Annotated in this window: 14 protein-coding genes and 1 pseudogene; 11 read left to right on the forward strand and 4 right to left on the reverse strand. The window is 52.4% G+C overall.

From position 1 onward, the window contains the following. Positions 1-326 precede the first annotated feature (326 nt). Genes AC2CGP_RS12185 through AC2CGP_RS12195 form a run of 3 tightly spaced genes read right to left on the reverse strand, consistent with a single transcriptional unit; the run spans position 327 to position 4,130 of the window. Positions 327-2,810, reverse strand: a complete 2,484-nt coding sequence (locus AC2CGP_RS12185; RefSeq protein ID WP_047053710.1) for a fimbrial biogenesis outer membrane usher protein — start codon at positions 2,808-2,810, stop codon at positions 327-329. 18 nt (positions 2,811-2,828) lie between these two features. Then, entirely contained in the window at positions 2,829-3,512 is a 684-nt protein-coding gene (locus tag AC2CGP_RS12190; RefSeq protein WP_015369880.1) for a fimbria/pilus periplasmic chaperone, read from the reverse strand. A gap of 51 nt (positions 3,513-3,563) precedes the next feature. Further along, a complete protein-coding gene (locus tag AC2CGP_RS12195; protein WP_045363525.1) occupies positions 3,564-4,130 on the reverse strand; it encodes a fimbrial protein in 567 nt (188 codons plus the stop codon). Positions 4,131-4,480: 350 nt separating this feature from the next. Between AC2CGP_RS12195 and AC2CGP_RS12200 the strand changes: the two genes are divergently transcribed. Further along, positions 4,481-4,726: a hypothetical protein gene (locus AC2CGP_RS12200; RefSeq protein ID WP_015369878.1), complete on the forward strand. Its 246-nt coding sequence runs from the start codon at positions 4,481-4,483 to the stop codon at positions 4,724-4,726. Between the two features lie 33 nt (positions 4,727-4,759). On the opposite strand, the gene AC2CGP_RS12205 is transcribed toward AC2CGP_RS12200, so the two are convergent. Next, positions 4,760-5,233: an Lrp/AsnC family transcriptional regulator gene (locus tag AC2CGP_RS12205; protein WP_032706451.1), complete on the reverse strand. Its 474-nt coding sequence runs from the start codon at positions 5,231-5,233 to the stop codon at positions 4,760-4,762. A 138-nt stretch (positions 5,234-5,371) separates the two neighbouring features. Between AC2CGP_RS12205 and AC2CGP_RS12210 the strand changes: the two genes are divergently transcribed. The 10 genes and pseudogenes from AC2CGP_RS12210 to fimG all read left to right on the forward strand — a co-directional run bounded on the left by AC2CGP_RS12210 (position 5,372) and on the right by fimG (position 14,788). Further along, positions 5,372-5,983 (forward strand): LysE family translocator, encoded by a 612-nt coding sequence (locus AC2CGP_RS12210; RefSeq protein ID WP_015703356.1) that lies wholly within the window; start codon positions 5,372-5,374, stop codon positions 5,981-5,983. Between the two features lie 581 nt (positions 5,984-6,564). Continuing rightward, a complete protein-coding gene (locus AC2CGP_RS12215; RefSeq protein ID WP_015369874.1) occupies positions 6,565-6,693 on the forward strand; it encodes a hypothetical protein in 129 nt (42 codons plus the stop codon). Positions 6,694-6,817: 124 nt separating this feature from the next. Further along, positions 6,818-7,423, forward strand: coding sequence for a tyrosine-type DNA invertase (locus tag AC2CGP_RS12220; RefSeq protein WP_015369873.1), 606 nt, complete (start codon positions 6,818-6,820; stop codon positions 7,421-7,423). 579 nt (positions 7,424-8,002) lie between these two features. Beyond that, positions 8,003-8,612, forward strand: a pseudogene (gene fimE, locus AC2CGP_RS12225) (type 1 fimbria switch DNA invertase FimE). Between the two features lie 482 nt (positions 8,613-9,094). Beyond that, positions 9,095-9,643, forward strand: coding sequence for a type 1 fimbrial major subunit FimA (gene fimA, locus AC2CGP_RS12230; protein WP_015369870.1), 549 nt, complete (start codon positions 9,095-9,097; stop codon positions 9,641-9,643). A gap of 72 nt (positions 9,644-9,715) precedes the next feature. Next, positions 9,716-10,255 (forward strand): type 1 fimbrial minor subunit FimI, encoded by a 540-nt coding sequence (gene fimI / locus AC2CGP_RS12235; protein WP_015369869.1) that lies wholly within the window; start codon positions 9,716-9,718, stop codon positions 10,253-10,255. Positions 10,256-10,329: 74 nt separating this feature from the next. Further along, a complete protein-coding gene (locus tag AC2CGP_RS12240) occupies positions 10,330-11,016 on the forward strand; it encodes a fimbria/pilus periplasmic chaperone (protein WP_045368437.1) in 687 nt (228 codons plus the stop codon). An 81-nt stretch (positions 11,017-11,097) separates the two neighbouring features. Next, a complete protein-coding gene (locus tag AC2CGP_RS12245) occupies positions 11,098-13,731 on the forward strand; it encodes a fimbrial biogenesis usher protein (protein ID WP_015703360.1) in 2,634 nt (877 codons plus the stop codon). A gap of 13 nt (positions 13,732-13,744) precedes the next feature. Then, entirely contained in the window at positions 13,745-14,272 is a 528-nt protein-coding gene (fimF, locus tag AC2CGP_RS12250) for a type 1 fimbrial adaptor subunit FimF (RefSeq protein ID WP_162619680.1), read from the forward strand. A gap of 12 nt (positions 14,273-14,284) precedes the next feature. Beyond that, a complete protein-coding gene (gene fimG / locus AC2CGP_RS12255) occupies positions 14,285-14,788 on the forward strand; it encodes a type 1 fimbrial minor subunit FimG (protein ID WP_032709077.1) in 504 nt (167 codons plus the stop codon). Positions 14,789-14,796 lie beyond the last annotated feature (8 nt).

Genomic DNA, 14,796 nt, shown 5'->3' on the forward strand with positions numbered 1-14,796 from the left:
TTTTTGTCTGGTCGAAGGAGAAATTAATCTCATAGATCTTACTGCCTACTTCAACATAGTAGGAGGTTTGTGGTGGCGATTGCAGACTGACCGAGACCGTAATATTTGAGTTACTGGGGCAGCGAAAGCTGAATGCGTTAGCCTGAAGTGAACTATCACGTAAATTGAGCTCCCCGTTGGCGGCCAGCGGTTTAAAAGTGTAGTTGCCGCTAGCCTCAATCGACGCCGGAGGGATGCTCGGCGTTAATTCACAGTTCCCCGCCCGCGCTAAAAAAGAACATAAGCTTAATACCAGCAAAATTATCCATTTCATGAAAATCGTCCTTTTAGCGGCAGACATAGGTCTTACCTTCATCAATGGTATGTTTAAATGTAATGGTGCAGTAATGGCCCTGCTGCTTATCGACCGCGATGGTAATCGACGGCGGAACGTTATCGGTGCGGATATACAGCATGCTGCCCTGGCCGACGACGCCGACATTCTGTCCGTCGTTATCTTCAATTTCATAGCCAAATTTCAGCGGCGTACCGTCCGGGCGTTCGGCGTGAATAAGCCAGGGTTGACGCTGGTCGGTATCGAAACGCGCCAGCACCACCGCGCCGCGGTACGGAGCCACCGCTTTCCGGTTGCCAATCAACTCGGTTTTGCTCTGCGTATTGGCGGTATTCAGCAGCAACGAACTTTCGCGATAGGGCAAGACATGGTCGAAAATGACCGTTCCCTGCGCGTTGGTGGTGCGATATTTCTGACCATTGACGTAAGCATTTTCCAGGCCCGGCGCCTGAATAATGGCGAAGGTTTCCGATAGCTGGTTAGCGAAGTTGACGCCGCCGGACCAGGCCACCACCCCGCCAGACAGGCTGCCGCTGGCCTGGGTATATTTTGACGACTGGCTGTAGCTGCCGCTCAGCGTCGCCAGCGGCGCGTTCCAGGTAAGGTTGCCGCCGGCGGTGGTTTCATGGTTTTGCTGCTGCCGGCTTAGGTTCACGCCATAGTCAAACTGGTCGCGCTGGCCGCCCGTACCGCTGATGCCGGTGTTATTGGAGGCAAAACCGTCGTTATCGAAGGTCGTCGAATTCGACAGCGTCAGGCGACGCGCCAGCACGCTATCGCTCTCTCCCCAGATCAGCGGAATCGAAATGAAGAGGTTAAAGCGCTTATCTTCATGATGATCCTCGTCATAGGTCTGGCTGGCCGAAATGGTCCAGGAAACCCGCTGCCAGTTATTGGTGTAACTCAGTTGATAATCTTTATTACTGCCGCTTTTTCCCCAGTAATCACGCCATAAAGCGCTCAGTGAGAAAGACCCTAATCCTTCCGGCAGCGACTGGCTAATATTGGCGGATAAGCTATTTTTACGGCCAAAATCATAACGGTAATAATCATCAATGTTGTAAACGTCATTATCATCATGGTGATAACTATTACGGTTCTTCGCCCAGACATGATCGTTAAAGGTGCGATAGTCGCTGGTTGAATAGCGATAAGCCGCCATACCGAAGCGCGTTTTAGTCTGGGTGAGGTATTTGTTGTAGGCAATCTGATAACTTTGCCCTTCAAAAGTACCGTTATCCTGATCGCTGCGCGCCCAGGTACCGTCAACGGACACCGCGCCGAGATGGGTATTCCACCCGGTTCCCATAGTAAAAGCCTGATAGTCGGTACCGAGCATGGTACCGCCATACAGGGTCAGCAGATTGTTCAGGCCATATTGATAGCTGGCCTGCATAAAGTCTTCCTGATTGCTGGCGCCTTCAATATGGCTGCGCCCGGCGGCAATGTCATATTTAGACACCCCCGGCTGCAACATATTGGGTACCGAGGAATAAGGCACCAGGTAGGTGGTTACCGAGCCGTCGGCTTCCCGGATAGTGACATCGAGATCCGCCCCGCCGCCGGCGAGTTGTAAATCGGCAATCGCAAATGGCCCCGGCGGCACCTCTTTCTGATAGACGGTGAAGCCGTTCTGCTCGATGGTTACCAGCGCGTTGCTCTGGGCAATCCCCTGCACGATTGGCGTAAAGTTCTGTTTTGAGTTTGGCAACATTTGCATGTCGCGGAACAGACGAACGCCGCGAAAGCGTACCGCATCGAAAATATCCGCTGAGGTATACATGTCGCCCGCGCGCAAGGTGCCTAAAATCGGCGCAAAGCTGCGCTCCAGATACAGGGTGTTGCTTTTCCAGTCGCCGCCGCCGCTATCGGCTTTACTGTAGGTGGCATCAGAGTGCAACTGCCAGCTCAACAGGTTCAGCCCGCTGTTGAAGCGGGCGTAAGTGCTTTTGTTATTGCCACTGTCTTTATAGTCGCTGTAATACTGGCTCAGATAATAAGAGGTATAGAGCGCGTTAACGCCTCGGTCCCAACTTTCCGGCGCGACGTAGCCGCGCTCAAGATCCAGAACGTAGGCCTGCGGAATTTCTAAATCAAGCTGAAAAATATTGATATTAAACGTATAACTGCCGCTCCGCACCGCGGATTTAAGCGTCATGCACTGGTTATCTTTTGCCAACGGCGCGCTATCCGCTTTGATTCCCAACTGATGTAATAATGCCGATGACAGGCAGGTATCATCCGGATTACTGGCGACTACGATTGGATATTTACCACGCCATTGTTTATTGACGTAAATATCTAATTCATATTCACCGGGCAGTGGTTGATTATCCGCAAAGTGAAAGCTTGATGATTTTTCACCTTTCATTCCGCCGATCATGAAATTGGTATCAAAAGTCTCTTCAGCGGCCTGCAGCTGACCGGATAATAAAACCAACAATATCATTGAGGAAAGCGGCGTCATCCTTAACATGGCCAACTCCATTATTTATTATTTTACATTGAGCCTGTCGCTAATAAAGTTTCCATTATCATCAATCATCGTTAGCGAATACTGGCGGGCGAGATTATTTTTTAAAAAGACATCCTGACTGGATAACGGCGCAAGCATAACGCTGCGCTCATTGACTTTAACGTTACTGAGTTTAATTTCAGTAATCGTCAACCAATTTGCCGAACCATTGGCAATATGCAGAGCGTTTTTGCGCGAAGATAACGAAATACTTTTAAACGTATCTTTATTTACCGCCGCGATACCTTTAGGGCGATAAAAAAGCTTAATGCGGTTTTGCATGGCAAACCGCAGCGTATTCGCCCCCTCACTTCCTGGTGTATTCGGAGGAATATCGAGTACGTTGAGATAAAACAGCGACTCTTTGTTCGCCGGAAGTTTGTTGGCTAACTTTTTAATTCGCAGCTGCTGACCGGAGTTACCCGTTATGCGCGCCACCGGCGGCGACAGCAGGAAAGGCACGTTGATTTTTTCCGGCGGCAATGAAGTATTGCCATCGTCAATCCACGACTGCACCAGTGAAGAGCGGGCGCCATGATTCATCAACTGTACGACCACTTCTTGTTTCTCAGCCGGATAAACCACCCGGGTACCGAAAATCACCACTCCGGCATGCGCGGGCTGCATAGCGATAAATAAACCTGCTAATAAAATCCGTTTCATAGCACCACACCCTTAGCACAATAATAGCCGGCGAAGCGCCGGCACAGTTCCTTACTCCGCAGAGACGGCAATCGTTAACACCGAGCGGACTTCACCGGCGGTTACCGGTGTGGCGGCATTAATTCGGGCGTATTGCGCCGAAAAGTTCATTTGATAAACACCATTGCCCAAAGAAGTCACCGCACCCGGCAAATTATTGACGTCATATATGGTATTTTCATTAATATCCGCGGATCCGAGTCTTAATTTAAAACCGACACCATTAGCAGACGTTGTAGTTGCGATAGGATTAAGTACGCCGCCGGTAGTATAGGTCCCGCCGCTAATATCAATCGATTTCAATACCGTGCCTTCCGGGCAAACGATAGTTAATGGATCGCTACTGGTAGCGAAATTGCCGGATAAGACTTCACCGGCTGACATGCCGGCAAAACGGGTAGCGTCAACATCAGCCAGTTGAATCGTACTGCTATAATCGGTTTCAAAACGACAGGAAGAATTAATAACATTACCAATAATAACTAACTCGCCCTGCTCTTCACTTGGCGCCGCGGCAAAAGCATTAACACTCATCAGCACGGTTGAAAATACTGCAGCAGCAATAACTGAACGCTTCATATAATATTCCTTTTATTAACAATTCCATTTAACTTCGCGGAGACTGAGAAAAATCTCATGCCGCGAGCATCGCACGGCCAAATATCCGCCACAACCGGATGAATAAGGATCGTTGATAAAAATCAAGGCAAATACTTAAAGCGACTGAGCCCTGATGCTATATTCGTAATCTCTTTAGCGTAATAAGCTAAAATACGTAGCAACGAGAATAATAAAATGAGAACTTGCCGGGCTTGTTTAATAATAAACTAAAAAAAAGAGAGTTCAGCACATTTTGTATCGATTTACATAAGATTACGAACCACAATTATAACCTTCCGTGATTTATTTTTATATTTAAGGTTTCGACAATGAAAAAAATAATCCTGCCTCTGCTTACCGCCGCCCTGTTGCTGCCGACCCTCACCGCGCACGCCACCTACCGCGCGGAAAAACGCCAGGATGCTCGCGATATCCGTCAGGATGCGCGCCAGAGTGGACGTGAAGAAAAACGTGAATGCGTGAGAAATGATGACAAGAGCAATATGCGCTGTCGCGAAGATAAGCGAGAAAATCGGCGCGAAGGCCGCCGCGACGCGCGTGATGAAAAGTGGTAATTCGCCATTCTACAATGCCCTGGCAGCAGGGCATTAGCGGGAAGCGTTTAACGTCTCCAGGGGGAAAGGGCGATCCTGCACCACGGTTTTCATCACCAGCGTCGAGCGTAAATGCTGCACGCCGGGCATCGCCGACAGTTTGTCATCATAGAGTTTCTGAAACGCAGGAAGATCCCGGGTGACGACGTGCATCAGATAGTCCGGATCGCCAAACAATCGTTGCGCCAGCACAACCTGCGGGATCTCCGCCACCGCCTCCTCAAAAGCGCTGACCGCTTTTTTATCGCCCTCTTTTAACGTGGCGAAAACGATAGCCAGAAAATTGAACCCCATTTTTCCCGGGTCGAGATTGGCGCGATAGCCGGTGATCACCCCCTCTTGCTCCAGCGCACGTAGTCGCCGGTGGCAGGGAGAGAGGCTCAAATTCACCCGCTCCGCCAGTTCAGTTATCGACAGACGACCATCGGCCTGCAGCTCAGCAAGAATTTTTCGATCTATGCTATCCATTTGGAAGATTTTCTCTTTTATCGCCGGATTATGACATAACATTGAAAGCTCATTTCGCTTCTATGTCGATATTCTTTCTCACACGATAACCTAATTTTGCGAGTGTGTGATGTCTAATATCGTTGTGGAGCGTTGCTGATGGAAATAAGCCTGATCGCCAGCTTCTGGATAGTCTCGTTCCTGTTGATTATTACCCCCGGTGCTGACTGGGCCTATGCCATCAGCGCCGGTATCAACGGCCGTCGCGTCGTTCCGGCGGTGATGGGGCTGATGTCAGGACATCTGCTGGCAACGATTATCGTCGTCGCCGGCGTCGGGGTGTTAATCGCCGGTCATCCACTGGCGCTATCGGCGATCACCCTGGCGGGCGCGGCCTATTTATTGTGGCTCGGGGTCATGATATTACGCCATCCGGCGGCGCCGGGCGCGGCGCAACAATCGGCTGGCAGCTGGAATGCGTGGGCGGTGAAGGGACTATGCATTAGCGGCCTTAATCCAAAAGTCTTTCTGTTGTTCCTCGCCCTGCTGCCGCAGTTTACCGATCCGCACGGCAGTTGGCCGCTGGCGCTGCAGATGTCGGCGCTGGGTGCGATGCACCTGATGACCTGTACGCTAATTTATCTGTTGGTCGGCTATGGGTCGCGGGCGGTACTGGCGGCCCGCCCACAGGCGGCGAAAGGAGTGAGCATGGTTTCAGGGCTTATCATGATTGCCATTGCGATTATCCTGTTTTACCAGCAGTTAAGATAATTCGTAAGCCGTGGCGCTTACTGGGGAAGTTGATTAGCGCCATACGGCTTCATCAACAAATATAATCCGGGCTCTCTGGTCACTATTACGTTGTTGAGCCTGACAAGCCCGGGCAGTTATTTTCTGATACAAACAGAGATAAATTTCCTATAAATCATAAGCGGTTACAGCAGAAATTGCGCTTCGCAATAACTTCTTAAAGCTTCCTAAAAACTCCGATTAAGTCTCTCATTAACTGATTACGCGAGCGGAAAATTCCGACTGCTCGATAATAAGTAAAATCTCTCTTTGAAACGTCTGCACATTTATTAACGCTATTCTCTCTACGATTTTTGCAGTATGGTTTAATCGCTGTTGTAGTGTTGCGGTGAATGCTATCAGGTGTCTTACGCTATTTTGTATGGCAAAACATTTACGCAACGCCAACCTGTTTATTGAGGCAATTATCCTCATGGATAACGGTTTGCAGCGTTATCCAGCCAGGACTCAGTTTATCAGCCGGTAGTCTATGACCTTGCTGTAAGCGCGCATACTCAAGAGGAGAAAGGATGAACAGGACGTGTAAACCTCCAGGAAAACCGATGTACATCAAATGCCTGAGCGCTTCGCATCAGGAATTCGCCTGCGTACAGCTTGCGGGCGATGAAGCCACTTCATTATATCCACAGGATTTCGCGCAGCTTTGCCGCGATAAAGTCCTTGTTACTTGAGGGATAGTAAAAGCGATCCGCATCATGCTTATTCATAAAATGCGCAACCTATCTTCGGATCCTGTAATAGGCCAGCCAGAGCCTATGGGATAGTAATGTACGCCTGCAAAAGAAAGGGAACATAATGAAGAATAATAGTGACATTAAAAAAAGGAACTTCCTGACTCAGAATGAAATCGAGTCATTACTCAATGCTGCCAATAGCGGACCTCATGCAGCTCGTAATTATTGCCTGACATTACTTTGTTTTATTCATGGCTTTCGTGCCAGCGAAATTTGTCGCCTGCGAATTTCAGATATTGACTTGCGTTCAAAATGTATTTACATCCATCGATTAAAAAAAGGTTTCTCAACCACTCATCCATTGCTGAATAAAGAGATCCAGGCGCTAAAGCGCTGGCTGGATATTCGTGATGAATATCCACAATCCACCAGCGAGTGGTTATTTTTATCGCGTAAGGGTAATCCTCTGTCGCGCCAACAGTTTTACCAGATCATTTCCGCCTCCGGCGATCAGGCAGGATTACCGCTGGAAATTCACCCGCACATGTTACGCCACTCCTGCGGCTTTGCGCTGGCTAATATGGGCATTGATACGCGACTTATCCAGGATTATCTCGGCCACCGCAACATTCGCCATACCGTCTGGTACACGGCCAGTAACGCCGGGCGCTTTTATGGTATCTGGGATAATTCCCGCGAGAAGCAAAGAATCTCGCTTTTCCAGTAAGGTAGCCTTACGCCACGGATGGCGTTTCGTTGTCGGTTCCCCTCTTACTGCCAGCCCCTGCCCGCCATCCCCGGCAAGACTGTTGCAAATTTGCTCTGTTTAGGCTGCGATAAATTGCAGCTTTCCTCATATATAGATTTTTTCTTGCGAAACATTAATAAAAATTAACCATACGTTAAATATGTTTATTGTTCTTAAAAGTTCTTATTTAGAACATGAAAAAAAACGTTCCTATGCACCTGTAATTCATCAGGATATTAGTTCGTTATTTATTGTTAAATTAATCCTTTCAGCACATGTTTTCCGTTCAATAAATAGCTGGCATTAACTTTTTTCCTTGCTATTTTATGCACCTGCCCGCGACCTGGCACAGCTCTATTGTGGTAAAGAATAAAATAGATAAAAATAAGAATTATCGCGTAGCGGTAATTTATGTTTGTGTAAATGTAATGTGATACCTGTTGGTCTTTATCCCTCTCAAATAATACGGGCTTTCCATTCAGATTATTTTTTATGCATCCTGAGATTTTTTCTCAGGCTGTTCCTTGCGAGTAAACTTAAATTCAGGAGCTCAAAATTGTGAACCGACGTCGTTTTCTCACCGCCAAAGAAGTTCAGGCAATGATGCAGGCGGCCCAGCACGGCCCAACCGGCGAACGGGATTACTGTCTGATCCTGCTGGCGTTTCGCCACGGGATGCGTATCAGCGAATTACTCGATCTGCACTATCGCGATCTCGACCTTAACGAAGGACGCATCAATGTTCGCCGCTTAAAGAACGGTTTCTCTACCGTACATCCGCTGCGTTTTGATGAACGCGAAGCGATAGAACGCTGGACACAGCAACGGGCCGGCTGGAAGGCAGCAGGCAAAAGCGACGCTCTATTTATCTCGCGCCGCGGCACCCCGCTTTCACGACAACAGGCCTATCGCATTATCCGCGCCGCCGGGGAAGAAGCGGGAACCGTGACGCATACGCATCCGCATATGCTGCGTCATGCCTGCGGCTATGAACTGGCGGAAAGAGGAGCTGATACCCGTTTGATACAAGATTATCTCGGACATCGTAATATTCGTCATACTGTCCGTTATACCGCCAGTAATGCAGCGCGTTTTGCCGGGATTTGGGAAAGAAACAATCTGTTAGAGGAAAATTTACAAGCGCGGAAGAAATAGGATAACCGATTGATAAAAAGGAAAATTTTTAATATCGAACAAGTCAATTGGGGCCAAACTGTCTATATCATAAAAATGTTTTGTAATCTTTTGCAACTGACAAGTGCATATTTCATCAAAAAAAATTATATCTAATTGATTTACATTGAATTCTCCAACGACCTTTCTTTACTTATCCTCGTCAGACTATCTCGCATTCGCCCGCTTTTCGCTATCGAAGTCAAGTACGCCGTTTTTCCATTCACGGCAAAGTCATAGCTTTTAAATCCATAAAACAAACCATTAGAAGTATATAAATCCAAAACTAAACCAACCTTAACAAAATAAAAGCCATAAATCCTGATGAGTCAAAATGGCCCCAATTGACTCATCAGTAGGGGCAAAAACTGTGCAGAACCGGCAGTCGCACCATTCGGCTGATTTATGGAATGCCTGGAAGGCAAGACGACTGCCATTTTTGGTTCGTAATATCGATTTTGTTTAAAGGAAAACAGCATGAAAATCAAAACACTGGCAATCGTTGTCCTGTCAGCTCTGTCCCTGAGCTCCGCGGCGGCCCTGGCCGATACCACCACGGTAAATGGCGGAACAGTGCATTTTAAAGGAGAAATCGTCAACGCAGCCTGTGCAGTCGATGCCGGTTCTATCGACCAGACCGTTCAGTTAGGCCAGGTTCGTTCGGCAAAACTGGCTACCGCGGGCAGCACCAGCTCCGCTGTAGGTTTCAACATTCAGTTAGACGACTGTGATACCTCTGTCGCCACCAAAGCCTCTGTCGCTTTCTCTGGTACCGCGGTTGACAGCACCAACACCAGCGTTCTGGCTCTGCAGAGCTCCGCTGCTGGCGGCGCGACCAACGTCGGCGTACAGATCCTCGACAAAACCGGCACTCCGCTGGGCCTGGATGGCGCTACCTTCAGCGCGGCCACCACGCTGAACGACGGCACCAACATCATTCCTTTCCAGGCGCGTTACTACGCCACTGGCGCGGCTACTGCCGGTACTGCTAACGCAGACGCCACCTTCAAAGTGCAATACGAGTAATTCAAACATCAGACAGGGAAGCATTCCGGGCCAGGATGGCCCGTTATCCACTACGGGATTGGGGTGATAACGATGCAAGGAGTGAAGACAGGTCTGCTGATGTTTCTGTTTCCGCCGCTGGCGCTGGCCGGCAACCACTGGAACGTCACGGTGGCTGGGGGAAACATGCGTTTTCAAGGCGTCATCATCGCTGAGTCCTGCCGTGTTGAAGCCGGCGACCAGCAGATGACCGTCAATATGGGGCAGATCAGCAGTAATCGCTTTCATTCAGCCGGGGAAGATGCCAACCCGGTGCCATTCGATATTCACCTTCAGGATTGCAGCACCGCAGTCAGCCAGCATGTCGGCGTGTCTTTTCGCGGCGTGGCCGATGGCAAAAATCCGGATGTGCTCTCGGTTGGCGAAGGACCGGGTATCGCCACCGGCGTCGGCATCGCGTTATTTGATAACGAAGATCAATTGATTCCGCTGAATAGCCCGCCGGGCGCCTGGCGGCGGCTGTATACCGGCCCCACCACGCTGCATTTTGTAGCCAAATATCGGGCGACCGGCAATCAGGTCACCGGGGGAGCGGCAAACGCGCAAGTTTGGTTCTCTCTGACCTATCAGTAATTAACCAGCAAATATGCCGGAAACAGGAAACAACGGTGAGTACAAAAGGGGTAAACGTGAAAAAGAGACTGGGGATGACGCGCGGACTACTGGCGGGGTTATTGATGATAGCCGCAAGCGGTTACTCCGCCTGGGCTCAGGCCGGCGTTGCGCTCGGCGCCACGCGGGTTATCTATCCGGCCGGGCAAAAACAGGTGCAGTTAGGGGTGACCAATAATGATGACAGCAGCACCTATCTGATTCAGTCGTGGGTGGAAAACGCCGACGGCGGCAAAGATGGCCGCTTCGTGATTACGCCGCCGCTGTTCGCCATGCAGGGCAAAAAAGAGAATACCCTGCGCATCATTGACGCCACCAATAAACAACTGCCGCAGGATCGCGAAAGCCTGTTCTGGATTAACGTGAAAGCCATCCCGTCGATGGATAAATCCAAACTGAGCGACAACACCCTGCAGTTGGCGATTATCAGCCGCATCAAGCTCTATTACCGCCCGGCGAAGCTGGCGCTACCGCCGGATCAGGCGGCGGAAAAACTGAGCTTTAGCCGCAGCGGTTCGTCGTTAACGTTGACTAACCCTACCCCTTATTACCTGACCGTCACCGAACTTAACGCCGGCACCCGGGTGCTGGAAAACGCGCTGGTGCCGCCAATGGGTAAAACCTCCGTCAAGCTGCCGCCGGATGCCGGTAGCAACATTACTTATCGCACGATTAATGATTACGGCGCGCTGACCCCAAAAATGACTGGCGTGCTGCGTTAATACAGGTTTGGCCCGCCGGGCGGGCCAAACCGCGCATAACAATAAGAACTGACAGCCGGGCGAATTGAGACCGGAGGGACTATGTCACATCTCAAATATGGACAGGACCGTTTTGGTTCCCGCAGCGCGAGGCTCCGCCCACGCGCTATTTTGGCCATGGCGAAATTTCCCGTGGCGCTCTGTTTTGTCCTGCAGGCGGGCTACGCGCAGGCTGAACTCTATTTTAACCCGCGTTTTTTAGCTGACGATCCTGCGGCGGTGGCCGATCTTTCCGGTTTCGAAAACGGGCAAGAGGTGCCGCCCGGCACCTACCGCGTCGATATTTACCTTAACGACGGCTTTATGACCACTCGCGATGTCACTTTTAACCGCGGCGAAAAAGGCCATGGTCTAAGCCCGTGCCTGACCCGCGGCCAACTGGCGGGCATGGGGGTCAATACCGCGGCGGTGAACGGGATGAGCGCCCTCGCCGCCGACGCCTGCGTGCCGCTGACCGAACTTATCACTGATGCCACGACGCGCTTCGATGTCGGCCAGCAGCGCCTGTACCTCACCGTGCCGCAGGCTTTTATGGGCAACCGCGCGCGCGGCTATATTCCGCCAGAAATGTGGGATGACGGCATCAACGCTGGGCTGCTGAACTACAACTTCACCGGTAACAACGTCCATAACGATACCGGCGGCAGCAGCAACTACGCTTATTTAAACCTGCAAAGCGGCCTCAATCTCGGTGCCTGGCGGCTGCGTGATAACACCACCTGGAGCTACAGCAGCGGCGGCAGCAGTTCCAGCAATGAGAACAAATGGCAACACGTCAACACCTGGCTTGAGCGCGACATCACACCGCTACGCTCGCGCCTGACCCTCGGCGATAGCTACACCAACGGCGATATTTTCGACGGCATAAACTTCCGCGGCGCCCAGCTGGCGAGCGATGACAACATGCTGCCGGATAGCCAGAAGGGCTTTGCGCCGGTGATCCACGGCATCGCCCGCGGCACCGCGCAGGTGTCGATCAAACAAAACGGCTATGAGATTTACCAGAGCACGGTCCCGCCGGGCCCGTTCACCATTAACGATCTCTATGCCGCAGGCAACGGCGGCGATCTGCAGGTGACGATTAAAGAAAACGACGGCACCAGCCAGGTCTTCAGCGTGCCGTGGTCAACGGTGCCGGTACTGCAGCGCGAAGGGCACACCCGGTACGCGCTAACCGCTGGCGAATATCGCAGCGGCAACGATCAGCAAGAAGAGCCGAAGTTCTTTCAGAGTACCGTGTTACACGGTCTGCCTGCGGGCTGGACGCTGTATGGCGGTACGCAGCTCGCCGACCGCTACCGCGCCTTTAATCTCGGCGTGGGGAAAAATATGGGCGATTTCGGCGCCGTGTCGCTGGATGTCACCCAGGCCAATGCCACCCTACCCGACGACAGCGATCATCAGGGGCAGTCAATTCGCTTCCTCTATAACAAGTCGCTGAGCGATGTCGGCACCAATATCCAACTGGTGGGCTATCGCTACTCTACTAAAGGTTATTACAGCTTTGCCGATACTACCTACCGCCGGATGAGCGGTTATGACGTAGAGACCCAGGATGGCGTAATCCAGGTGAAGCCGAAATTCACCGATTACTACAACCTCGCCTACAACAAGCGCGGCAAAGTGCAGCTAAGCGTCACCCAACAGTTGGGGCGTACCGCCACGCTCTATCTGAGCGGCAGCCATCAGACCTACTGGTCGACCGGCAAGGCGGACCAGCAGCTGCAGGCCGGGCTCAACGCGGCGGTGGACGACATCAACTGGACGCTGAGCTACAGCCTGACCAAAAACGCCTGGCAGCAGGGCCGCGACCAGATGCTGGCGGTCAACGTCAATATTCCGTTCAGCCACTGGCTGCGTTCCGACAGCAAATCGGTATGGCGGCACGCCAGCGCCAGCTACAGCATGTCGCACGATCTTGATGGTCGGATGACCAATCTGGCGGGACTTTACGGCACCCTGCTGGAAGACAATAACCTGAGCTATAGCGTGCAGACCGGCTACGCCAGCGGCGGCGAAGGCGATAGCAGCGGCACCGGCTACGCGGCGCTGAACTATCGCGGCGGCTACGGCAACGCCAATGTCGGCTACAGCCGCAGCGACGGTTTCAAACAGCTCTACTACGGCGTCAGCGGCGGTGTGCTGGCCCACGCTAACGGCGTGACCCTGAGCCAGCCGCTGAATGACACGGTGGTGCTGGTGAAAGCGCCCGGTGCCGGTGATGTCAAAGTGGAAAACCAGACCGGGGTGCGTACCGACTGGCGCGGCTATGCGGTGCTGCCTTACGCCACCGAATATCGCGAAAACCGGGTGGCGCTGGATACCAATACCCTTGCCGATAACGTCGATCTCGATGACGCGGTGGTCAGCGTTGTCCCTACCCACGGCGCTATCGTGCGGGCGGACTTCAAAGCCCACGTCGGGGTCAAGTTACTAATGACGTTGACCCATAACGGCAAACCAGTGCCGTTTGGCGCGATGGTCACCTCTGGCAGCAATCAGAGCGGCAGTATCGTGGCCGATAACGGCCAGGTCTACCTGAGCGGGATGCCGCTCGCCGGCAGCGTACAGGTGAAATGGGGCGAAGGCGCGGACGCCAGCTGTATGGCCAGCTACCGCCTGCCGGAAGAGAGTCAGCGGCAGGCGCTGAGCCAGCTATCGGCAGAGTGCCGTTAAGGAACGCATGATAATGAAAAAACCACTTAGCCTGTTCGGCGCCGTCCTGACGCTGGTCTGCGCCAACGCCTTTGCGGCGGACAGCACCATCACCATCAGCGGCTACGTGCGCGACAACGCCTGCGCGGTAGCCACCGAATCGAAAGAGTTTACCGTCGATCTGATGGACAACGCCGCGAAGCAGTTTAACGCCGTCGGCGCGACCACACCGCTGGTGCCGTTTCGCATCGTGCTGTCGCCCTGCGGCAGCTCGGTGACGGCGGTCAAAGTCGGCTTTAACGGCACCCCGGATAGCGACAATAACGACCTGTTAAAAATCGACGGCGGCGCCTCCGCGGCGGCGGGCATGGCGGTGCAGATCCTCAACGGCCAGCAGACGATGCTGCCGGTCAACGCGCCCTCTTCGTCGATCGCCTGGACCACCTTAACGCCGGGGCAGACCAACACCCTCGGTTTTTACGCCCGGTTGATGGCAACCCGCGTACCGGTGACCGCCGGTCACGTCTATGCCACCGCCACCTTTACCCTTGAATTCCAGTAACCGGAGGCTGAGATGAAAGCACACTACGCAGGATGGCTTCTGGCAGGCGCGCTGGCGTTAAACATTATCCCGTTGCAGGCCGCCGACATCACCATCACGGTGAACGGCAAAGTGGTGGCCAAGCCGTGTACGGTCTCCACCACTAACGCCAGCGTCGACCTCGGCGATCTTTATACCTTCAGCCTGGTATCGGCGGGTTCCGCTTCGGCCTGGCACAGCACCGCGCTGGATTTAAGCAACTGCCCGGTCGGCACGTCACGCGTCGTCGCCACCTTTAGCGGCACCGCGGACAGCACCGGCTATTACAAGAATCAGGGTACCGCAGGAAATATCCAGCTCGAACTACAGGACGACAGCGGCACCACGCTCAATAACGGGGCGCAAAAGTCGGTTCAGGTCGACGAAAGCTCGCAGTCGGCGCGTTTTCCGCTGCAGGTTCGGGCCCTGTCGGTTAACGGCGGCGCCACCCAGGGAACCATTCAGGCGGTGATTAGCGTCACCTATACCTACGCCTGAGTCAGGAG

Source organism: Klebsiella sp. SYXHC3 (genome assembly GCF_057196925.1).